This window comes from Streptomyces sp. Je 1-369 (genome assembly GCF_026810505.1).
GTDB lineage: Bacteria > Actinomycetota > Actinomycetes > Streptomycetales > Streptomycetaceae > Streptomyces.
The window spans coordinates 4,112,041-4,131,577 of record NZ_CP101750.1 but is presented as its reverse complement, the minus strand read 5'-3'; the positions used below and the strand labels follow the sequence as shown (position 1 = coordinate 4,131,577).

The window sequence follows — 19,537 nt, the reverse complement described above, 5'->3', positions numbered from 1 at the left end:
AAAGCTCGCCTCGCTCGTCCTCAAACGCCGGACGGGCTGGAAAGCTCGCCTCGCTCGTCCTCAAGCGCCGGACGGGCTGAAAAGCGAGGACCCCGCGCCGGACGGGCGGAAGCGAGAACCCGGCGCCGGACGGGCGGAAGCGAGGACCCGGCGTTGGACGGGGGGAATACCTTCCGGACTCTCAAGGGCAATCAGGCTGTAACCGGCAACCCTCTGTTGCGCTACGCGCGTTGACCTTAGGCTTCCGACGGTTTCCGTCTTTCGTACTCCTACCCCCCGGGGGGAACACGTGTCCGCCATACCCAAGCATCGACGGCCCAGGCGTCGAGCCACCCGTGTTCTCGCCGTCGCGGCGGGGCTCGCCACCGTGGGGGCGCTGGCCGCGTCCCTGCCCGCCAGCGCGGGGCAGGATCAGTCGGGAGGCGGGAGCAAGGGGAAGCACTCGCGCACCGTCGACGTGCAGCTCCTGTCGTTCAATGACTTCCACGGGAACCTGCAGCCGCCCGCCGGGTCCTCGGGCCAGGTGACGGAGAAGCAGGCCGACGGGAGCGAGAAGAAGATCGACGCGGGCGGCGCCGAGTACCTCGCCACGTCGCTGCGTACCGCCCGCAAGGGCCACCCCTACACCGTCACCGCCGCCGCCGGCGACCTCATCGGTGCCAGTCCGCTGCTGTCCGGGCTCTTCCACGACGAGCCCACCGTCGAGGCGATGAACAAGCTCGACCTGGACGTCACCAGCGTGGGCAACCACGAGTTCGACGAGGGGGCCAAGGAGCTGGCCCGGATGCAGAACGGTGGCTGTCACCCCAAGGACGGCTGCTTCGAGAAGGGGAAGAACGGCAAGGGGAAGAAGTTCGAGGGGGCGGATTACCCGTATCTCGCCGCCAACGTCACCGACGAGAAGACCGGCAAGCCCGTCCTCAAGCCCTACTGGGTGTGGAAGCACAAGGGCGTCAAGGTCGGTTTCATCGGGGTGACGCTCGAAGGGACCCCCGACATCGTCTCCGCCGACGGGGTCAAGGGGCTCAAGTTCCACGACGAGATCGAGACCGTCAACAAGTACGCGAAGATCCTCGACAAGCAGGGCGTGAAGTCCATCGTCACGCTCATCCACGAGGGCGGCGTGCCGAAGAGCCAGACGTACAACTACGACTGCGACTCGCCCGGCGCGGGCGACGGGATCTCCGGCCCCATCACCACCATCGCCAAGGGCATCACGCCCAAGGTCGACGCCCTCGTCACCGGGCACACCCACAACGCGTACGTCTGCACCATCCCCGACCCCGCGGGCAAGCCGCGCATGGTGACCTCGGCGTCCTCCTTCGGGAAGCTCTACACCGACACGACGCTGACGTACGACCGCAGGACCAAGGACATCGTCCGGACCAGTGTGAAGTCGGCGAACCACGTCGTCAGCCGTGAGCAGGCCAAGGCACCGGACATGACCTCGCTGATCTCGCGCTGGGACAAGCTCGCCGCGCCCGTCGCCAACAAGGCCGTCGGGTACGTCGCCGGGGACATCCCGGGACGTGGTGCGGGCGTCCCCGAGTCCCCGCTCGGCGACCTGATCTCCGACGCGCAGCTCGCGCACGCCAAGTCCGTCGACCCGGAAGCCGACCTGGCGCTGATGAACCCGGGCGGCATCCGCTCCGACATCGTGTTCAAGGCGAGCGGCGGCGAGGGTGACGGGGTCGTCACGTACGGCGAGGCGTTCACCGTGCAGCCGTTCAGCAACACCGTCAATCTGGTCGACCTGACCGGCGCGCAGCTCGTCACCGGGCTGAAGCAGCAGGTCAGCGGGTCGAATGAGGCCTCGCCGAAGATTCTGCAGGTGTCGGAGGGCCTGACGTACACGCTGGACATGACCAAGACCGGCGCGGACCGCGTCGTCGCCGACTCGATCAAGCTGAACGGCAAGGCGATCGACCCGGCGGCCACCTACCGCGTCGCGATGAACTCCTTCCTCGCGGGCGGCGGCGACGGCTTCGCGGAGCTCGGCAAGGGGACGAAGCCGGTCGTCGGCAGCGACGACCTGAAGGCGTTCGGCGACTACCTGACCGCCAACTCCTCGGCGGACAAGCCGATCGCGCCGCCTAAGGCGGACCGCATCACGATCGTGAAGTAGATCGTGAAGTGGGGAGTGTACGTTCGGTGGCTCGCAGGTGGCGTGTGATGAAAACGGCGCGTTAAAGAAGCCGCCGAAACCGGGCGTTACCGGATGTAAGGCTTGGGGTGGGGTGTGAACGTATGGTGAGATCCTTTGATGCGTTCCCCCCACCGCATAGCCACGCGACCGACGGACGACGCCCCACTGAACCAGCACGACGACCGGCACGACGACCACCGCGACGACACCGCTGAGCTGCCCGCTTCCTCGTACACCAACCCGTACGACGAGCTCGCCGCCCTCGCGCCGAACCCGCTGGAGGAGTTCCTCCGCGAGGACAAGAGCGACGGCGGAGCGGCCGGGTCCGCGGCCGAGAAGCCCTGGACGCCGCCCAACCACCGGCGCGGCAGCCGACGCCGCAACCGCTTCGCGGGCCTTCCGCTGGCCGCGAAGGCCCTGGTCGCGGTCCTCGTCGCCACGGCGTTCCTCGCGCTCGGCGACCGCTGGGCCCTGCTCTACGCCGAGCACGAGGCCGCGGAGAAGCTCAAGGACCAGATGAACCTGAGCGCGGCCCCCGAGGTCGACATCGAAGGGTTCCCCTTCCTCACGCAGGTCTTCGACAAGCGCGTCGACAAGGTGAAGGTCACCGTCCCCGACGTCGCGGCCGACCGGATCTCGCTCGCGAAGGTATCGGCGACGGCCACGAACGTCACGATCAACGGTGACGGCCCCACCTCCATCACGGGCGCGAGCATCGGCGCGATGAACGGCGAGGTGCTGCTCTCCTTCGAGGACCTCAACCGCGAACTGGGCGCCTCCCAGGTCACGTTCACGGGCCACGGCAACGACCAGGTCCTCGCGCGCGGCACGCTGCCCGTCGCCGGACACGACCTCAAGGTCCGCGCCGACGCCCGCATCCAGCGCAACGGCGACCGCGGCATCTCCACCGACATCGGCGGCATGAGCCCGCAACTGGGCGACCTGGCGACCTATCGCCCCGGCACGCGCGAGAAGGAGGGCCTGCACCTGTCGCAGAAGTCCGCCGACCGCGTCGCCGAGGAGACGTCGAAGGCGAAGGCGCTGCTCTCCGTCCCGGCGATCGTCGAGCGGCTCGGCGTACCGCGGAACGTGGTCCGTGAGGCCCTGAAGAGCGACGCCAAGCTCAACGAACTCACGGGCTCCCCGCGCTTCGTGAACGACGTCATGGGCCTGAACCTCATCGACGTGGCGATGGGCCACCCCGAGCTCCTCAAGAAGCTCGGCCTCGACCCCGCCCTCCTGAACGGCCTCTCCCAACTCACCCGCCCCGTACTCGCCGACCGCCTCACCCTCGCCTTCCAACTCCCGAAGCTGCCGGGGGCCGGGACGGTGGCGCTGCGCGACGTGACCGTGGAGAAGGAGGGCATCCGGGTGCGGATCGCGGGTTCGGGGATCGGCATCGGGAAGTAGGGCCGCGCCGCGGCTAGGCCGAAGCGTCGGCCGCCGACAAGGGAGACTCCGGCGGCGGTGTCGCCGCCCCCGGCAGCCGTACCGTCGCCACCGTTCCGCCGCCCTCCGCCGCCTCCAGCGTGACCTCGCCGCCCGACTGGCGGACCGTGCGGGCCACGATCGACAGGCCGAGGCCCGAGCCGGGGAGTGAGCGGGCCGACGGGGAGCGCCAGAAGCGGTCGAAGACGTGGGGGAGTTCGTCCGCGGGGATGCCGGGGCCGTGGTCGCGGACCGTGAGGCGGCCGCGGTCCAGGCTGACGTCCACCGTGCCGCCCGGGGGGCTGAACTTCACCGCGTTGTCCAGGACGTTGACGATGGCGCGCTCCAGGGCGGGGGGCTCCGCGCGTACGTACCAGGGGGCCAGTTCCGCGGTGATCGTCAGCTCGGGGCCGCGCAGCCTCGCGCGGGCGATGGCGGTCCTGGTGAGGTCGTGGAGGGCCATGACCTGGATCTTGCCACCGGCGTCTCCCTCTCCGTCTCCGTCCCCGGTGCCCGTGTCCGGGCGCGAGAGTTCTTGCAGGTCGCCGATGAGCGCGGCCAGCTCCGTCATCTGCGCGGTGACCGACGCGAGGAGCGCCTTGCGGTCGTCGGGCGGGATGGCCCGGCCCGTCTCCTCGCTCCGGGCGAGCAGCTCGATGTTCGTGCGCAGGGAGGTCAGCGGGGTGCGCAGCTCGTGGCCCGCGTCGGCGATCAGCTGCTGCTGGAGGTCGCGCGATGATGCCAGCGAGGCGGTCATCGAGTTGAAGGACTCCGAGAGGCGGGCGATCTCGTCGTCGCCCTCCACGGGGATACGGAGGGAGAGGTCCTCGGTGCGGGCCACGTGTTCCACGGCCGCGGTCAGCTGGTCGACCGGGCGGAGTCCCGTGCGGGCCACCCACAGCCCCGCCGCGCCCGCGCCGAGGACGCCGATGCCGGCGACGACGAGGAGGATCAGGGCGAGGTTGTCGAGCGTGTCGTCGATCTCGCTGAAGGGGCGCGCCACGGAGACGGCGAGCTGGAGCTGGGGGTAGTCCTCCAGCGGGTACGTGTAGACCCGGTACTTCTCGCCGTTCGCCGCCGTGGTGTCGTGGTACGTCGCTGTCCGATCCCGCGCGGCCACCGCGCTGTCCGAGGCATCGACCCTGATCGACTGGCGGCCCAGCAGGATGCAGTTCGAGCCGTTCTTGGCGACGACCTGGATGATCTGCTTGTACAGGTCCGGCTGGTCGCGGCTCGGGATCTCGCGCAGACAGCGCGCGCCGCCCGCCACCGCGTCGATGTCGATCTGCTGGATCACCTCGCCCGGCTTCGGGCGGTTGCTGCTCAACGCGTCGTCCAACGAGTCCAGCAACGCGTTGCGCACCACGAACCAGCACGTCACCGCTGCCGCCGCGACCGCAAGCGTCACCGCCGTAGCCACCAGCAACGCCAACCGCGACCGCAACGGCAGCCCGCGGAACCGGCGCAGGACCCTGTTCACTCGCCGCCCCGCAGCACGTACCCGACACCCCGCACCGTGTGCACGAGGCGCGGTTCGCCGGCCGCCTCCGTCTTGCGGCGCAGGTACATGACGTACACGTCGAGGGAGTTGGACGTCGGTTCGAAGTCGAAGCCCCAGACCGCCTTGAGGATCTGCTCGCGGGTCAGGACCTGGCGCGGGTGGGCGAGGAACATCTCCAGGAGGGTGAACTCCGTGCGGGTCAGCTCCACCGTCCGCGTACCCCGCGTGACCTCGCGCGTCGCCAGGTCCATCCGCAGGTCGGCGAAGGCGAGCGTGTCGCCCTCCGCGGCCTGCCCGGCCCCGGGCGCGTAGGAACTGCGGCGCAGCAGCGCGCGGATGCGGGCGAAGAGCTCGTCCAGCTCGAACGGCTTGACCAGGTAGTCGTCGGCGCCCGCGTCGAGTCCCGTGACGCGGTCGCCGACGGTGTCGCGTGCGGTCAGCATCAGGATCGGGGTGGTCGATCCGCCCGAGCGGAGCCTGCGCGCCGCGGTCAGGCCGTCCATGCGGGGCATCTGGATGTCGAGGACGACGAGGTCGGGGCGGTACGCCGCGGCTTTCTCCAGCGCGTCCGCGCCGTCGACCGCGACCTCCGTGCCGTACCCCTCGAAGGCGAGGCTGCGCTGGAGCGCCTCCCGCACGGCGGGTTCGTCGTCCACGATCAGGATGCGCAGCTGTTCGCGGTCACCGGTGCGGTCGCCTTCGGCGGGGCTCATGGGATGTGGACTTCCTCGGGGCGGTGGGACGGGACGGGGCCGGTATCAGCCTCGCACGCGAGGGCGGGGGAGCGCCCCAGGTCAGGTCTTCGAGCCCGCGCGGAGCTTGCCGAGGTCGTCCTTGACCGCGTCGATCGGGATGGCGAAGCCGAGGCCGACGCTGCCGGAGGACGCCGCCTCCGAGCCGCCCTGCGAGGAACTGGGCGAGTACATCGCCGAGTTGATGCCGATGATGTTGCCGTTCATGTCGATGAGGGCGCCGCCGGAGTTGCCGGGGTTGAGCGAGGCGTCGGTCTGCAGCGCCTTGTACGTGGTCTTCGACGAGCCCGTGTCGCCGTTGAACTCCCGCCCGTCGAACTCGAACGGCCAGCCGCCCTGCGGGTTCTGCGGCTGCTGCCCGCCGTCGCCGTCGCCCGTGGCGACCGTGACGTCGCGTTCGAGTGCGGAGATGATGCCGCTGGTGACCGTGCCGGTGAGGCCCTCGGGGGAGCCGATGGCGACGACCTCGTCGCCGACCTTGACGTTGTCGGAGTTGCCGAGGGTGGCCGGCTTGAGCCCGGCGGCGCCCTTGAGCTGGATGAGGGCGAGGTCCTTCTTGCTGTCGGTGCCTACGACCTCGGCGTCGTACGTCTTGCCGTCGTTCGTCCGCACCTTGATCGACGTGGCGCCTGCGATGACGTGGTTGTTCGTCACGATCTCGCCGTCGCTCCTCGTGATGACCCCGGAGCCCGTCGACTTGCCCTGGCCCGTCGTGGCGCCGACCTCGACGATGCTGGGGCTGACCGCCGCCGCGACCCCGGAGACCGTGCCCTTCTTGCTCGTCGGCACGACGTCCGTGCTGGTCGCGGAGGAGCCGCCGTCCTTGTCGGTCAGCGTCTGCACGGCGTAGGCGGTGCCGCCGCCCACCGCGGCCGCCGCTATCGCGACGGCGGCGAGCAGGGCCACCGGACCCTTCGCGCGGCGTCGCCGGGCCGGGGCGGGGGCCTGAGGTGCCTCCGGCGCGTAGACGGGCGGGGGCGGGTAGGCGCCCTGCGTACCGCCGGGCGGCACAGGCGCTGACGACTGCTGCTGGGGGTACTCGCCGCTGTGGCGGAAGGTCTCGGTCATGGCTATGAGACTGTCCGGCGTACATGAGAGCTGCCTGAGTACGTCCTGAGAAGCCCGGCAGAAGTGCGTATGCCCGATATAAAGGCCGCCGGTGCCGGGGGAGGCTGCTTACCGCCGGGGAGGCTACTTGCAGCCGCAGGACTGCCGTACCACCAGCCGGGACGGGAACAGCTTCAGCCGCTCCCGCCGCGACCCGGCCACCCGCAGCCCGTCGTCGAGGACGAGGTCCACCGCCGCCCGCGCCATCGCGGGCCGGTCCGACGCGACCGTCGTCAGCGGCGGGTCCGTGAGCCCCGCCTCCTTCACGTCGTCGAAGCCGGCCACGGCCAGCTCCCCCGGCACGTCGATGCGCAGCTCGCGCGCCGCCCGCAGGATGCCGATGGCCTGGTCGTCCGTGGAGCAGAAGATCGCGGTGGGCCTGTCGGGGCGGGCGAGGAGCTCCAGGCCCACCTGATACGCGTCGTAACGGTTGTACGGCGCCTCGAAGAGCCGCCCCTCCACCGACCGCCCGGCCTCCCGCATCGCGCGCCGCCAGCCCTCGACGTGGTCGGAGACGGGGTCGCCGACGGTCGGGGTGTCGGCCGTGCCGCCGACACAGGCGACGTACTCGTGGCCGTGCTCCAGGAGGTGGCGGGTGGCGAGCTGCGCGCCGCCCACGTCGTCCGTGACGACCGCGACATCGTCGATGGCCTCGGGCCGCTCGTGGAGCAGCACCACGCGCGCGTCCCACGCGTCGATCTCGGCGGCGGCCTGGTCGGTCAGGCCGTGGCTGACGAGGATGAGGCCGGAGACCCGCATGCCGAGGAAGGCGCGGAGGTAGTGCGTCTCGCGCTCCTCCACGTAGTCGGAGTTCCCGACCAGGACCATTTTTCCGCGCTCGGACGCCGCCTGTTCCACGGCGTGCGTCATCTCCGCGAAGAACGGCTGGCGCGCGTCCGGCACGATCATGCCTATGAGGTCCGTGCGCCGCGAGGCCATGGCCTGGGCGACACGGTCGGGCCGGTAGTGCAGCTCCTTGATCGCGGCGAGTACCCGCTCGCGCGTGGCCGGGGCGACCGGCCTGGGTCCGTTGTTGATGACGTAACTGACGACCGCGGTCGAAGTACCCGCAAGTCTTGCCACGTCATCCCGAGTCACCTTGGCCACGCGCGGAGTCTACGCGGATGGAACTACCGCTGGGCAGGGCGTACGGCAGCTTCCTTCGGAGCGGCGGCCTTCGCCTTCTCGGCGTCGGCGGCGCGGTCCACCTTCTCCGGCGTGACGAAGCGGTAGCCGACGTTGCGGACGGTGCCGATCAGCGACTCGTGCTCGACGCCGAGCTTCGCCCGCAGCCGCCGCACGTGCACGTCGACCGTGCGGGTGCCGCCGAAGTAGTCGTACCCCCACACCTCCTGGAGCAGCTGGGCGCGCGTGAAGACCCGCCCCGGGTGCTGCGCCAGGTACTTGAGCAGCTCGAACTCCTTGAAGGTCAGGTCGAGGACCCGCCCCTTCAGCTTCGCGCTGTACGTCGCCTCGTCCACGGAGAGATCGCCGTTGCGGATCTCCATGGGGGAGTCGTCGGAGGTGATCTGCTGGCGGCCCATCGCGAGCCGCAGCCGAGCCTCGACCTCGGCGGGGCCCGCCGTGTCGAGGAGCACGTCGTCGATGCCCCAGTCCGCGGTGACGGCCGCGAGGCCGCCCTCCGTCACGACGAGGACCAGCGGACAGCCGGGCCCCGTGGAGCGGAGCAGCTGGCAGAGGCTGCGGACCTGCGGGAGGTCGCGGCGCCCGTCGATCAGGATGACGTCGGCACCGGGGGTGTCGACGAGAGCGGGGCCCTCCGCGGGGGCGACGCGCACGTTGTGAAGGAGCAGGCCGAGAGCGGGGAGCACCTCCGTCGACGGCTGGAGGGCATTGGTCAGGAGCAGCAGTGAGCTCACCGCCGACCACCTGCCCGGGTCGTCCGACTGTCGTGCACGTTTCGCTCGCCCATAACGTCTGGTTCCTCCTCGGTCCCTGCGGGAGGGGGTCCCCCTTGCTCATGGGAGCTCGGGGGCGTTTACGGCACTGCTTCGTACTTGGTTTTCGTGCTTCCGCGGGGGCCCGCGCCCGGGGTCCCGGAAAGCACGAAAGGACCCGGGGGCTGCGCTGCCCGGATCCTCTGCCCAGCAGAATAGCCCACATGAACTCCGGTCCGGCAGGTCAAGAGGCGCGATCTTCTGTGCCTCCGCTCACTCGCGGTCAGCACAGCGTTCAGCAGAGGGCCACGCTCCGTACACAGGACGGAGTGGCCATCGAGGCCGCCCACGACCCCGGACCCGACCCCTCCGGAGACCTCGCGATCGTCGTCGCGCACGGCTTCTCGGGGGACCTCGCGCGCCCGCACGTGCGCCGGATCGCGGGTGGGCTCGCGCAGCGTGCGGCCGTGATCACCTTCTCGTTCCGGGGCCACGGCGGCTCCGGTGGGCACTCCACGGTGGGCGACCGCGAGGTGCTGGACCTGGCGGCGGCGGTGGAGTGGGCGCGGAGCCTCGGGTACGCGCGGGTGGTCACCGTCGGTTTCTCGATGGGCGGCTCGGTCGTACTCCGTCACGCCGCGTTGCACAGGGGGCGCACGGAAGCGCGGACCGACGCGGTGGCCGCGGTGAGTGCCCCCGCGCGGTGGTTCTACCGGGGGACGGCGCCGATGCGGCGGCTGCACTGGGTCGTGACCCGGCCCGCCGGACGCGCCGTCGGCCGCTTCGGGCTGCGGACGCGAATCCACCCGCACGAGTGGGACCCCGTCCCCCTTTCGCCCGTCGAGTCCGTCCCGCTCATCGCCCCGACGCCGCTCCTCATCGTCCACGGCGACCGTGACCCGTACTTTCCGCTCGACCATCCACGGATGCTCGCCGCGGCGGCCGCCGGAGGGGCGGAGTTGTGGCTGGAAGAGGGCATGGGACACGCGGAGCACGCGGCGACGGACGGGCTCGTCGGGCGGATCGCCTCGTGGGCCACGGCATCATGGACGTCGGCAACCGCCGACTGAAAGGAAGGGAGTCGCATGGTGAACGGCACCATTCGTTACTGGGCCGCTGCCAAGGCGGCCGCGGGCGTCGCCGAGGAGCCGTACGACGCGGTGACGCTCGCCGACGCGCTGGACGCCGTACGCGAACGGCACCCCGGTGAACTCGTCCGGGTCCTGCAGCGCTGCTCCTTCCTGGTCGACGGGGCCCCCGTCGGGACCCGGAGGCATGAGACCGTACGGCTGGCCGAGGGCGGCACGGTCGAGGTGCTCCCGCCGTTCGCAGGAGGATGAGCGCCATGTCCGATCAGCCCTATGAGGGGTACGAGGGGTACGAGGGGTACGAGCCGTATCCGCAGCAGTACCCCGGACAGCAGCCGTATCCGGAGCAGCAGCACCAGCAGCAGCAGCCGTACCCGGACCAGCAGCAGTACTACGCGCAGCAGCAACAGCAGCAGTACGGGCAGGGCCAGGGCCAGTACGGCCAGGGCCAGTATGGCCAGGACCAATACGGTCAGGACCAATACGGTCAGCCGTACCCCCAGCCGCACCCTCAGCAGCAGTACTACGCCGAGCCCCAGCAGCAGTACGGCCAGGAGCAGCACACCCAGCAGTGGCAGGGGCAGACCTGGGAGACACAGGTGGGTCACCAGCCGCCCGCCGCGGTGGACGTGACGGAGACGGCGTACCTGCCCCCGCAGAACGCAGCTCAGGCACCCGCACCCGCGCCCATGCCGCAACCGGCCCAGGCTGAAGCCCCCGCCCCCACCGACCCCTCCTCCTACGGCCCCGCCACCACCACCGGCAACCCCCGCATCACGGACGCCCAGCGCGCCCGCGCCGAGGGCCGGTCGCCGATCATCGAGCCGGGGATGCAGCCCGCCGCGCTGACCGCCGTGCTCGGCCTGCTGCTCGCCGCGGGCGCCGCCGTCGGGCAGTACGCGCTGCTCGTACCGCTCGTGCTGCTGCAGGCCGTGACCGCCGCCGGATGGTTCCGGCTCAACGGCATGTGGCCCGCGCGGCAGGGCATCGCGCTCGCGTTCCTCGGCGGTGTCGTCGCGGACGTCGCGCTGCTCGCCGTCGGCAAGGAGAACGCGCCCGCCGCCGTCCTCGGCACGCTCGGCGTGTGGGTGCTGCTCGTCCTCGTGCTGCAGCTGCGCAGCCACGCGGGGGCCGACGAGCGGATGTACGGGCTGATGGCCACGGTCGCCTCGTCGGCGCTCGCGATCGTCGCGGCCGGGCACCTCGCGGCCGCGGCCGACGCCGTGACCGTGGGCGGCATCGCCGTCGCCGTCGCGATCCTCGCCCGCGCGCTGCCGCTGCCCACCGCCGCCTCCGTGGTCGTCGCGCTGCTCGCGGCCGCGGGCGCGGGGATCGCGGTCGGCGGGACGACGGACTACGGCAACGAGGGGGCGCTGCTCGCGCTCGGTGCCGGGGTCTGCGCGCTGATCGGGCACCGTGTGGCCAGCTACGACTACCCGTCGCGCTTCGTGCACATGACGGCGGGCGTCGCGCTGCCGCTCGCGGCCGCCGCCCCGGCCGTCTACGTCCTCGGACGTGCCATCGGCTGACGGCCCGGCCGACCGCCCCGGCGACCGCCCGGGCGATCGTCACAGCTGATCGACAGGTCCCCCGCCGGGCGCTCCGGCCGGGGACCTGTCCTTTAGGCTCGCGGAAACGACAGTTGACTCGGGGGACCAGGTGGGGGAACACCGGACATGAGCAAGCGCGCCATACGCATACTTCTGATCGTCGTCGTGATCCTCGGCGGCCTCTTCGTGGCGGCCGACCGGCTCGCCGTGAACTTCGCCGAGGGCGAGGCGGCGGACAAGATGCGCACCAGCGAGGGGCTGAGCGAGACGCCCGACGTCTCCATCAAGGGCTTCCCCTTCCTCACCCAGGTGATGGGCGGTGAGCTCGACGACGTGGAGGTCGGCATCAAGAACTACGACGCCAAGTCCGGCTCCGACACCATCCGCATCGCCGACCTCACCGCCCACATGAAGGGCGTCGAGTTCTCGGGCGACTACAGCTCGGCGACGGCCGCGACCGCCACGGGCACCGCCCACGTCTCGTACGACGAGCTCCTGAAGGCCAGCAAGTCCGAGCCCGTCGAGCTGCCGCTCGGCGCGACCGGCCGGGTCGTCGGCCTCTCCGACGGCGGCAACGGCAAGATCAAGGTCGAGGTCGAGGTCAGCAAGGGCGGCGCGAAGCTCCCCAAGCCCGTCCACGTGCTCAGCTCGGTCCGCGTCGAGGGCGACAACATCCGCGTCCACGCCGACGAGATCCCGAAGAGCCTGAACGTCCTCGGCGTCTCCATCCCGCTGCCCGAGGGCACGGCCCGCAACGTCACCGACTTCGACCAGAAGGTCGAGGACCTGCCCGCCGGCATCAAGCTGGAGAAGGTCGAGGCGGCCCCGGACGGCGTCGACATGTCGGTGTCCGGCTCCCACGTGCGCCTGGCGGGCTGACCCGCCCCGCGGCAGAACGAGAATCCCGGCCCACAGGGACCTCGTCCGCAGTACGAGACGGACGCGTCCGGGGGGCGGATGCGGCAAGGGTGCGGAGCAGTCCGCGGCGCCACCGGGGCGGCCGCGGGCTTCAACGATTCCCACATCCTGGACGATCGTGTCTCAGTATGCGGAGCGCCGGTGACACGGCCACCCCTCCGTCCCTACGATCGGACCCATGCACCGACAGGCGGACCTCACGAAGCGGCGGGCAGTGGACCTGTGCCGCGTCGCCGCCATGCTCTGTCGCACCTTCTAGCGGGACGCCCCATCCCCGCGTTTCCCCCGGCCTGTCGACGTCATCCGTCAGGGCCTCCCCCGTGCGTACGTACGCCGTGCCTCCCCGCACCTTCCGTACCGCGCACGCCCCTTTGCACCGCCGTAACTGCCCCGGAGGAGAGAAGCATGAGCCGCAGCGACGTCCTGGTAGACGCCGACTGGGTCGAGGCCCACATCGAGGACCCGAAGGTCGTCATCGTCGAGGTCGACGAGGACACCTCCGCGTACGACAAGAACCACATCAAGAACGCGATCCGCATCGACTGGACCAAGGACCTCCAGGACCCGGTCCGCCGTGACTTCGTCGACCAGGAGGGCTTCGAGAAGCTCCTCTCCGGCAAGGGCATCGCCAACGACTCCACCGTCGTCCTCTACGGCGGCAACAACAACTGGTTCGCGTCGTACGCCTTCTGGTACTTCAAGCTCTACGGCCATCAGGACGTGAAGCTCCTCGACGGCGGCCGCAAGAAGTGGGAGCTCGACTCCCGCGACCTGGTCGACGGCGCCGAGGTCCCGAACCGCCCCGCCACCCAGTACAAGGCCAAGCCCCAGGACACCTCGATCCGCGCCTTCCGCGACGACGTCGTGGCGGCCATCGGCGCGCAGAACCTCGTCGACGTGCGCTCGCCCGACGAGTTCAGCGGCAAGCTGCTCGCCCCGGCGCACCTCCCGCAGGAGCAGTCGCAGCGCCCCGGCCACGTGCCGAGCGCCCGCAACATCCCGTGGTCGAAGAACGCCAACGACGACGGCACGTTCAAGTCCGACGACGAGCTCAAGGCCCTCTACGAGGACGAGCAGGTCGACCTGGCGAAGGACACCATCGCGTACTGCCGCATCGGTGAGCGTTCGGCCCTGACCTGGTTCGTGCTGCACGAGCTGCTCGGCCAGACCAACGTCAAGAACTACGACGGCTCCTGGACCGAGTACGGCTCGCTCGTCGGCGTGCCGATCGAGCTCGGCGCCAACAAGTAACCCCTCCCGACCTTCTCTTCCCCTCAGGAGTACCCATGTGTGGAGCAAAGGCCGGCGGCCCCGACGCTTCGACGATCAAGCCCGGTGAGACGACGATCCAGGGCCAGGTGACCCGCGACGGCGAGCCCGTCACCGGTTACGTGCGCCTGCTCGACTCGACCGGCGAGTTCACCGCCGAGGTCCCCACCTCGGCCACCGGACAGTTCCGCTTCTACGCCGCCGAGGGCACGTGGACCGTCCGGGCGCTGATCCCCGGCGGCACCGCGGACCGTACGGTCGTCGCCCAGACGGGCGGTCTGGCGGAGGTCGCGATCGCGGTCTGAGTCACTCACCGCACCGAGAACGGCTGAAGGGCCGCACCCCAGGGGGTTGGACGCCACTGGAACGGGGTGCGGCCCTTCGGCTACGGCTGGCGTCTGCGTTTGCCGTCCAGCTCGTCCCACCACTCGTCGGACGTGCGGTCCCCGCTGGGGTCGTCCCACCAGCGGTCGTCCGGCCCCCGGCGGTTCGCCGTCATCGCGGCCAACGGCGGGATCACCATCGCCACGACGCACATCCCGACGGCCACGGGCATCGACCAGAGCCGTACGACACCCCAGGCCAGGACGAACAGACCGACGCAGGTCCCCATCATGGCGAAGTACAGACGGCGCCTTCGCGCGTACATACACCCAGCGTACGTCCGGAGGGACCTCACAGAGAGGGACGGGCGCCGCCCGACTACAGTGGGACCGGCTCTGATACCTGCCCCGACCGCTCACCGAGGAGCACCCCGTGCTTGAGGCCTTCTTCTCCGCCCTGCTGGTTCTTGTCTGCGTCGGCGTTCTCGCATTCGCCGGGCTGACCGTGAAGAAGCTGTACCAGGGCCAGCGCTGATCCCCGTCCCCGCCACCTCCACAGATCGCCTGAGCTTCCCATGATCGAGATTCCGTCCGACCTGAACCCCGACCTCGTCCCCCTCGCCTGGCTCCTCGGCAACTGGGCGGGCGCGGGCGTCACCGACTTCCCCGGCGCCGAGAAGGCGAACTTCGGCCAGGAGGTCTCCTTCACCCATGACGGCCGGGACTTCATCGAGTACCGCTCGTACAGCTGGATCCTTGACTCCGAGGGCAACAAGGTGAAGCCCCTGGAGACCGAGTCCGGCTTCTGGCGCATCTCCGCCGCCGAAGGTGACAAAGGCCCCCGCAAGATCGAGGTCGTCATGGTCCGCGACGAGGGCGTCGTCGAGGTCTGGTACGGCGAGCTGGCCGACAAGAAGCCGCAGATCGACCTGGCCACCGACGCCGTCGCCCGCACCGCGGCCTCCGGCCCGTACACCGGCGGCAAGCGCCTCTACGGCTACGTGAAGGGCGACCTGATGTGGGTCGGCGAGAAGCAGACCCCCGAGGTCCCGCTGCGTCCCTACATGTCGGCCCAGCTGAAGAAGGTCGTCACCCCCGAAGAGGTCGCCGACATGGCCCGCAACCTCGGCGATCTGCCCGACGACGGCATCGCTTTCTTCAAGTAGACCTAGACTTGCGGGTGTGGCGAGCACCGACTCCGACTGGAAGAGCGACCTGCGTCAGCGCGGCTACCGGCTGACGCCGCAGCGACAGCTTGTCCTCGAAGCCGTCGACACCCTGGAACACGCGACCCCCGACGACATCCTCTGCCAAGTGCGCAAGACGGCGTCGGGGGTCAACATCTCCACGGTCTACCGCACCCTGGAGCTCCTGGAGGAGCTGGGCCTGGTCAGCCACGCCCACCTGGGGCACGGCGCGCCGACCTACCACCTCGCGGACCGGCACCACCACATCCACCTGGTCTGCCGGGACTGCACGGACGTCATCGAGGCCGACACCGGGATCGCCGCGGAGTTCACCGACAAGCTGCGCGAGACCTTCGGGTTCGACACCGACCTGAAGCACTTCGCGATCTTCGGGCAGTGCGGGAAGTGCCGGGGAGCGGACACGGAGTAGGGGCGCGGAATAAGCGCGGGCTCGGGCTGGTCGTAGTCTTTGTGAACATGAAGAGCCCCCTGTTGTCCCTGCCCGGCGCCGTCCCCGCCGAGGGCGTGGACGAAGGCGTCGCCGCCCACTACGGCGAACTGTTCCGAGAGCAGCGCGCCCTCGCCGACGGCACCGGTTTCGTCGACCTCTCGCACCGCGGCGTGCTCACCGTCACCGGCGCCGACCGGCTGAGCTGGCTGCACCTGCTGCTGACCCAGCACCTCAGCGAGCTGCCCGCGGGACAGGCCACCGAAGCACTGATCCTCTCCGCCAACGGCCACATCGAGCACCACCTCTCCCTCGTCGACGACGGCGAGACCGTCTGGGCGCACGTCGAGCCCGGCACGCAGGACGCCCTCATCGCGTACCTGGAGAGCATGAAGTTCTTCTACCGCGTCGAGGTCGCCGACCGCACCGCCGACATCGCCGTCGTGCACCTGCCCGCCGGTTCCATCGCGCCGGTCCCGGATGGCGTCGTCGTACGCGAGACCGCGCACGGCCGCGACCTGTTCCTGCCGCGCACGGACCTGGAGGCGTACGCCGAGGGGAACGGTCCCGCGGCCGGCCTCCTCGCGTACGAGGCGCTGCGCGTCGAGACCCACCGGCCGCGCCTCGGCTTCGAGACCGACCACCGCACCATCCCGCACGAGCTGGGCTGGATCGGTTCCGCGGTGCACCTCCAGAAGGGCTGCTACCGCGGCCAGGAGACGGTCGCCCGCGTCCAGAACCTGGGGAAGCCGCCGCGCCGCCTGGTCTTCCTGCACCTGGACGGCAGCGAGGTGCACCTGCCGGCCGCCGGAACGCCGCTGCACCTCGCGAGCGAGGGCGCCGAGGGACGCAAGCTCGGGTTCATCACCACGGCCGTACGGCACCACGAGCTCGGGCCGATCGCGCTCGGCCTCGTCAAGCGCAGCGTGCCGCTGGACGCGGGGCTCGTGGCGGGGGAGACCGCCGCGGCCCAGGAAGTAGTGGTCGAGCCGTAAGCCTCCGGGGCCGGGTTCACATCTCGATCAGCACCGTGAACGGGCCGTCGTTGGTCAGGCCCACCCGCATCTTCGCCCCGAACCGGCCCGTCGCGACCGTCGCCCCCAGGGCGCGGAGCTGCGACACCACCTCGTCGACCAGGGGCTCGGCCACGGGTCCCGGGGCCGCCGCGTTCCATGTGGGGCGGCGGCCCTTCCGTGCGTCTCCGTAGAGCGTGAACTGGCTGATGACCAGGAGCGGCGCGTCGATGTCGCTGCACGACTTCTCGTCGGACAGCATGCGCACCGACCACAGTTTGCGGGCCAGTTGGGCCGCCTTCTCCTTGGTGTCGTCGTGGGTCACGCCCACCAGGACGCACAGGCCCTCGCCGCTGATCTCGCCCACCGTCTCGCCGTCGACGTCCACGCTCGCGCCGTCGACCCTCTGCACCACAGCTCGCATACGGCCCATCATGCCGTGCCGCACGAGGTGCCCGGGGCGGGCCCAGGATCCCCCCATCTGGGGCCGATTCCGGGCACTCGGCCACATAGCGGGTACTCGGGGTGGCACCATGCTCACACGCGGTGGACCGCGTCGGCCGGTCGAGGGGACGGGTAGAGCCAGATGATGAGCACATCGAGTACGGGGCAGACACCGGGGCGCATCTCGCTGCGGCGCACGCAGAGCGCGCGGCCACCGGCGCAGCGCACGGGGAGTCGGCTGCTGCCCGAGGTGCCCCAGCACGACCTGGCCGCGCTGCGCCTGCCCGAACTCCGTGAACTGCGCAGGTCGGCGCAGCAGGACGAGGCCGACCTCAGCTATGTGCGGCGGCTGCTGCAGGGGCGCATCGACATCCTGCGCGCCGAGATCGCGCTCCGTGGCGCGCCCGGCTCACCGGACTCCCCGACGCCTGCTCCGGAGACGACGGTCGTGGGCCGCCTCGCGGAGATCCTGAGGGACGCACCGGCCCGCCACCGCTCCTCGGCCCGGCACGTCACGCTCGGCATTCCGCTCGGCGAGGAGTCCCGCCTCCTGGCCACGGAGATGCTCGCCGACGTGGAACTCTCCGACCTGGCGGCGCGCACCGACGACGAACTGGACGCGGCCATGGCCCGCCTCGTCCGCTACGAACAGCAGGTGTCACGGCGCAGACAGGGGTTGCAGCACACGGCGGACGACTGCTCGGCGGAGATCGCGCGGCGGTACCGGGTGGGCGAGGCGCAGGTCGACGACCTGCTGCTGTGAGCGGGGGGAGCGGGTCCGTGCCGATGCCCCGTTCCGCACGTCCGGGCGGCCATGGTGCCCGGACATGTTCTGAGCCCCGGCCCATCCGTAGCAGGACCGGGGCTCAGCCCCCATACAGCTGACCGGACTCCCGGCTCCCCTCCGGATGGGAGCCCGGTCAGCCGGGCCTTGTGGCCGGGCGGGTCAGCCCGACTGGGCGAGGAGCAGGACCAGCAGTCCGGCCCCGACGCCGCTGAGCTTGACGTTCTTGGCCTTGATTCCGATGGTCAGCAGGACGAAGGCGACGATGCCGAGCGGTCCGTACTTCCACTGGATGAGCTGTTCGAACGCGATGGCGAGGGCGGCGACGACTATGGCGATGAGCGGCATGGCGTTCCCTCTTTCGGGCTGGTGGCCAACCCCGGGAGGGTCTGACCAGGTCGCCGAAGTTGGCTACCAACTTCAACTGACTTATCTCCGCTGGGAGTCGACTCATAACCACCTTTCCTGCAACTCCCCTAAGATGGCGCGAAGTTGTACTGTTTGGTTGTGAGCACCGAACACGCCGCCGTCAATAGGCGCAAGCGAGCGCAGCGGAGCCACCGAGAGGTAGCCGACGCGCTGCGCGACCGGATCAGGAGCGGGTCGCTGCGGCCCGGCCAGCGCATGCCCACGCAGGCCGAGCTGGCCGACGAGTTCGGTGTGGAGCGAGGTGCGGTGCGCGAAGCGCTGCGCATCCTGCACCGTGAGCATCTGCTGTCCAACGTGTCCAAGGGCAGCCCCGCCACGGTCGCGGACGCCGCGGACCGTGCTTCCGCCGGTCCCGGCGAGGCGCGCCCGCAGCCCACGATGGTCGGCCTGGCCCCGCGCATCGCCGCCGCCTTCGACGCGCCGCACGTGGAGATAGACGCGCTCTGCCACACGTCCATCTCGCTCACCATGGCCATCGGCGAACCGCTGCGCCAGATCCACGCCGGGCGGCGGAAACCGGCCAAGGTGGACGTCCGGGTGCTGCTGCCCAGCCGCGACATCGACCTCGCCTTCCCCGCGCCGGTCGACGGCGGGGACCACCAGGGCGGCCAGGTCCACCGGCGCTGGCTCGACCAGCGCAACGCGCAGGGGCAGGTGCTGCGCCACAACCTGCTCGCACTGCGGTCGTCGCACGGCATCGACGTATCGGTGCAGTTCCGTGCGCTGCCGTTCACGCCGCCCGTGAAGCTGTACCTGATCAACGGCGCGGAGGCGCTCTTCGCCTACTACACGCTGACCAAGCGGGACGAGGAGATCGGCAAGGAGTCCCTGGAGATGTACGACGCGCAGGGCACGCAGTCGATGCTCTTTCCGTTCAAGGAAGGGGACGGGTTGCGGGACACGACGTTCGTGGAACAGTCCCATCTGTGGTTCAACGCGCTCTGGAACACGATCAGTCAGGATCTGGAGCTGGCGGCGGGCTGATCAGCCCGCCGGACCCGTCACCATCAGGGCGAGGACGACGGCGCCGATGGAACTGCAGGTGGCGTTCTTCGCTTTCACACCCACGGTCAGCAGAAGGAGGCCGACGATGCCCATCGGGCCGTACTTCCACTGCACGAGCTGTTCCAGGGTGACGGCGACCACGGCTGCGAGGAGGGCTATGGCGGGCATGGTGGTTCCTCCTTCTGCCATCTTGAGTCAGTTGGCAACCAACTCTGCTTGAGTTGTCCCCACTTGGCCGCAACTCATA

Annotated in this window: 23 protein-coding genes; 14 read left to right on the top strand and 9 right to left on the bottom strand. The window is 70.4% G+C overall.

The window, feature by feature from the left end; all coding sequences use genetic code 11:
* Nucleotides 1-289: 289 nt before the first annotated feature.
* A complete protein-coding gene (locus tag NOO62_RS18765) occupies nucleotides 290-2,125 on the top strand; it encodes a bifunctional metallophosphatase/5'-nucleotidase (protein ID WP_268772049.1) in 1,836 nt (611 codons plus the stop codon).
* A gap of 138 nt (nucleotides 2,126-2,263) precedes the next feature.
* Nucleotides 2,264-3,556, top strand: coding sequence for a DUF2993 domain-containing protein (locus NOO62_RS18760; RefSeq protein ID WP_268772047.1), 1,293 nt, complete (start codon nucleotides 2,264-2,266; stop codon nucleotides 3,554-3,556).
* 13 nt (nucleotides 3,557-3,569) lie between these two features.
* On the opposite strand, the gene NOO62_RS18755 is transcribed toward NOO62_RS18760, so the two are convergent.
* The 5 genes from NOO62_RS18755 to NOO62_RS18735 all read right to left on the bottom strand — a co-directional run bounded on the left by NOO62_RS18755 (nucleotide 3,570) and on the right by NOO62_RS18735 (nucleotide 8,814).
* Nucleotides 3,570-5,054 (bottom strand): sensor histidine kinase, encoded by a 1,485-nt coding sequence (locus tag NOO62_RS18755; RefSeq protein WP_268772046.1) that lies wholly within the window; start codon nucleotides 5,052-5,054, stop codon nucleotides 3,570-3,572.
* Nucleotides 5,051-5,788 carry a response regulator transcription factor gene (locus NOO62_RS18750; protein ID WP_268772045.1) on the bottom strand — a complete coding sequence of 246 codons (738 nt, stop codon included), beginning with the start codon at nucleotides 5,786-5,788 and terminating at the stop codon, nucleotides 5,051-5,053. The genes NOO62_RS18755 and NOO62_RS18750 overlap by 4 nt, the downstream gene beginning before the upstream one ends.
* Before the next feature lie 81 nt (nucleotides 5,789-5,869).
* The gene (locus NOO62_RS18745; protein ID WP_268772044.1) at nucleotides 5,870-6,895 is read right to left on the bottom strand and encodes a S1C family serine protease; all 1,026 of its coding nucleotides are present in this window, start codon (nucleotides 6,893-6,895) and stop codon (nucleotides 5,870-5,872) included.
* Nucleotides 6,896-7,018: 123 nt separating this feature from the next.
* Complete coding sequence (locus NOO62_RS18740) at nucleotides 7,019-8,041, bottom strand: LacI family DNA-binding transcriptional regulator (RefSeq protein WP_268772043.1); 1,023 nt, start codon at nucleotides 8,039-8,041, stop codon at nucleotides 7,019-7,021.
* 23 nt (nucleotides 8,042-8,064) lie between these two features.
* Nucleotides 8,065-8,814 carry a response regulator transcription factor gene (locus NOO62_RS18735; RefSeq protein ID WP_268772042.1) on the bottom strand — a complete coding sequence of 250 codons (750 nt, stop codon included), beginning with the start codon at nucleotides 8,812-8,814 and terminating at the stop codon, nucleotides 8,065-8,067.
* A 242-nt stretch (nucleotides 8,815-9,056) separates the two neighbouring features.
* On the opposite strand from NOO62_RS18735, the gene NOO62_RS18730 reads away from it, so the two are divergent.
* The 7 genes from NOO62_RS18730 to NOO62_RS18705 all read left to right on the top strand — a co-directional run bounded on the left by NOO62_RS18730 (nucleotide 9,057) and on the right by NOO62_RS18705 (nucleotide 13,962).
* Nucleotides 9,057-9,902 (top strand): alpha/beta hydrolase, encoded by an 846-nt coding sequence (locus NOO62_RS18730; protein WP_268772041.1) that lies wholly within the window; start codon nucleotides 9,057-9,059, stop codon nucleotides 9,900-9,902.
* 15 nt (nucleotides 9,903-9,917) lie between these two features.
* Nucleotides 9,918-10,172: a MoaD/ThiS family protein gene (locus NOO62_RS18725; RefSeq protein ID WP_268772040.1), complete on the top strand. Its 255-nt coding sequence runs from the start codon at nucleotides 9,918-9,920 to the stop codon at nucleotides 10,170-10,172.
* A 5-nt stretch (nucleotides 10,173-10,177) separates the two neighbouring features.
* The gene (locus NOO62_RS18720) at nucleotides 10,178-11,449 is read left to right on the top strand and encodes a hypothetical protein (protein ID WP_268772039.1); all 1,272 of its coding nucleotides are present in this window, start codon (nucleotides 10,178-10,180) and stop codon (nucleotides 11,447-11,449) included.
* Nucleotides 11,450-11,596: 147 nt separating this feature from the next.
* Nucleotides 11,597-12,349, top strand: a complete 753-nt coding sequence (locus tag NOO62_RS18715) for a DUF2993 domain-containing protein (RefSeq protein ID WP_268772038.1) — start codon at nucleotides 11,597-11,599, stop codon at nucleotides 12,347-12,349.
* A 217-nt stretch (nucleotides 12,350-12,566) separates the two neighbouring features.
* Nucleotides 12,567-12,647 (top strand): putative leader peptide, encoded by an 81-nt coding sequence (locus NOO62_RS39295; protein ID WP_350893136.1) that lies wholly within the window; start codon nucleotides 12,567-12,569, stop codon nucleotides 12,645-12,647.
* Nucleotides 12,648-12,793: 146 nt separating this feature from the next.
* Nucleotides 12,794-13,639 carry a sulfurtransferase gene (locus tag NOO62_RS18710; protein WP_268772037.1) on the top strand — a complete coding sequence of 282 codons (846 nt, stop codon included), beginning with the start codon at nucleotides 12,794-12,796 and terminating at the stop codon, nucleotides 13,637-13,639.
* Nucleotides 13,640-13,674: 35 nt separating this feature from the next.
* Nucleotides 13,675-13,962: a DUF1416 domain-containing protein gene (locus NOO62_RS18705; RefSeq protein ID WP_030784848.1), complete on the top strand. Its 288-nt coding sequence runs from the start codon at nucleotides 13,675-13,677 to the stop codon at nucleotides 13,960-13,962.
* A gap of 80 nt (nucleotides 13,963-14,042) precedes the next feature.
* Here the strand turns inward: NOO62_RS18705 and NOO62_RS18700 are convergent, their stop codons facing one another.
* A complete protein-coding gene (locus tag NOO62_RS18700) occupies nucleotides 14,043-14,306 on the bottom strand; it encodes a DUF3099 domain-containing protein (RefSeq protein ID WP_268772035.1) in 264 nt (87 codons plus the stop codon).
* 249 nt (nucleotides 14,307-14,555) lie between these two features.
* On the opposite strand from NOO62_RS18700, the gene NOO62_RS18695 reads away from it, so the two are divergent.
* Genes NOO62_RS18695 through NOO62_RS18685 form a run of 3 tightly spaced genes read left to right on the top strand, consistent with a single transcriptional unit; the run spans nucleotide 14,556 to nucleotide 16,610 of the window.
* A complete protein-coding gene (locus NOO62_RS18695) occupies nucleotides 14,556-15,146 on the top strand; it encodes an FABP family protein (protein WP_268772034.1) in 591 nt (196 codons plus the stop codon).
* A gap of 16 nt (nucleotides 15,147-15,162) precedes the next feature.
* Entirely contained in the window at nucleotides 15,163-15,597 is a 435-nt protein-coding gene (locus NOO62_RS18690) for a Fur family transcriptional regulator (RefSeq protein WP_268772033.1), read from the top strand.
* 47 nt (nucleotides 15,598-15,644) lie between these two features.
* Nucleotides 15,645-16,610, top strand: a complete 966-nt coding sequence (locus tag NOO62_RS18685) for a YgfZ/GcvT domain-containing protein (protein WP_268772032.1) — start codon at nucleotides 15,645-15,647, stop codon at nucleotides 16,608-16,610.
* A gap of 16 nt (nucleotides 16,611-16,626) precedes the next feature.
* On the opposite strand, the gene dtd is transcribed toward NOO62_RS18685, so the two are convergent.
* Complete coding sequence (dtd, locus tag NOO62_RS18680) at nucleotides 16,627-17,052, bottom strand: D-aminoacyl-tRNA deacylase (protein ID WP_268772031.1); 426 nt, start codon at nucleotides 17,050-17,052, stop codon at nucleotides 16,627-16,629.
* A 165-nt stretch (nucleotides 17,053-17,217) separates the two neighbouring features.
* On the opposite strand from dtd, the gene NOO62_RS18675 reads away from it, so the two are divergent.
* Nucleotides 17,218-17,835, top strand: coding sequence for an ABC transporter substrate-binding protein (locus NOO62_RS18675; RefSeq protein WP_268772030.1), 618 nt, complete (start codon nucleotides 17,218-17,220; stop codon nucleotides 17,833-17,835).
* 183 nt (nucleotides 17,836-18,018) lie between these two features.
* Here the strand turns inward: NOO62_RS18675 and NOO62_RS18670 are convergent, their stop codons facing one another.
* A complete protein-coding gene (locus tag NOO62_RS18670; protein ID WP_268772029.1) occupies nucleotides 18,019-18,204 on the bottom strand; it encodes a hypothetical protein in 186 nt (61 codons plus the stop codon).
* 153 nt (nucleotides 18,205-18,357) lie between these two features.
* Here NOO62_RS18670 and NOO62_RS18665 point away from each other — a divergent pair, with 153 nt between their 5' ends.
* Nucleotides 18,358-19,269 carry a winged helix-turn-helix domain-containing protein gene (locus NOO62_RS18665; protein WP_268772028.1) on the top strand — a complete coding sequence of 304 codons (912 nt, stop codon included), beginning with the start codon at nucleotides 18,358-18,360 and terminating at the stop codon, nucleotides 19,267-19,269.
* Here the strand turns inward: NOO62_RS18665 and NOO62_RS18660 are convergent, their stop codons facing one another.
* The gene (locus NOO62_RS18660) at nucleotides 19,270-19,458 is read right to left on the bottom strand and encodes a hypothetical protein (RefSeq protein WP_268772027.1); all 189 of its coding nucleotides are present in this window, start codon (nucleotides 19,456-19,458) and stop codon (nucleotides 19,270-19,272) included. It abuts the gene before it with no gap.
* Between the last annotated feature and the right edge of the window lie 79 nt (nucleotides 19,459-19,537).

Coding starts and splice junctions, on each gene's coding strand:
- NOO62_RS18760 (WP_268772047.1), top strand. CDS start 2,264: ATGCGTTCCCCCCACCGCATAGCCACGCGACCGACGGACGACGCCCCA.
- NOO62_RS18750 (WP_268772045.1), bottom strand. CDS start 5,788: ATGAGCCCCGCCGAAGGCGACCGCACCGGTGACCGCGAACAGCTGCGC.
- NOO62_RS18745 (WP_268772044.1), bottom strand. CDS start 6,895: ATGACCGAGACCTTCCGCCACAGCGGCGAGTACCCCCAGCAGCAGTCG.
- NOO62_RS18730 (WP_268772041.1), top strand. CDS start 9,057: ATGAACTCCGGTCCGGCAGGTCAAGAGGCGCGATCTTCTGTGCCTCCG.
- NOO62_RS18725 (WP_268772040.1), top strand. CDS start 9,918: ATGGTGAACGGCACCATTCGTTACTGGGCCGCTGCCAAGGCGGCCGCG.
- NOO62_RS18720 (WP_268772039.1), top strand. CDS start 10,178: ATGTCCGATCAGCCCTATGAGGGGTACGAGGGGTACGAGGGGTACGAG.
- NOO62_RS18715 (WP_268772038.1), top strand. CDS start 11,597: ATGAGCAAGCGCGCCATACGCATACTTCTGATCGTCGTCGTGATCCTC.
- NOO62_RS39295 (WP_350893136.1), top strand. CDS start 12,567: ATGCACCGACAGGCGGACCTCACGAAGCGGCGGGCAGTGGACCTGTGC.
- NOO62_RS18710 (WP_268772037.1), top strand. CDS start 12,794: ATGAGCCGCAGCGACGTCCTGGTAGACGCCGACTGGGTCGAGGCCCAC.
- NOO62_RS18705 (WP_030784848.1), top strand. CDS start 13,675: ATGTGTGGAGCAAAGGCCGGCGGCCCCGACGCTTCGACGATCAAGCCC.
- NOO62_RS18700 (WP_268772035.1), bottom strand. CDS start 14,306: ATGTACGCGCGAAGGCGCCGTCTGTACTTCGCCATGATGGGGACCTGC.
- NOO62_RS18695 (WP_268772034.1), top strand. CDS start 14,556: ATGATCGAGATTCCGTCCGACCTGAACCCCGACCTCGTCCCCCTCGCC.
- NOO62_RS18685 (WP_268772032.1), top strand. CDS start 15,645: ATGAAGAGCCCCCTGTTGTCCCTGCCCGGCGCCGTCCCCGCCGAGGGC.
- dtd (WP_268772031.1), bottom strand. CDS start 17,052: ATGCGAGCTGTGGTGCAGAGGGTCGACGGCGCGAGCGTGGACGTCGAC.
- NOO62_RS18675 (WP_268772030.1), top strand. CDS start 17,218: ATGAGCACATCGAGTACGGGGCAGACACCGGGGCGCATCTCGCTGCGG.
- NOO62_RS18670 (WP_268772029.1), bottom strand. CDS start 18,204: ATGCCGCTCATCGCCATAGTCGTCGCCGCCCTCGCCATCGCGTTCGAA.
- NOO62_RS18660 (WP_268772027.1), bottom strand. CDS start 19,458: ATGCCCGCCATAGCCCTCCTCGCAGCCGTGGTCGCCGTCACCCTGGAA.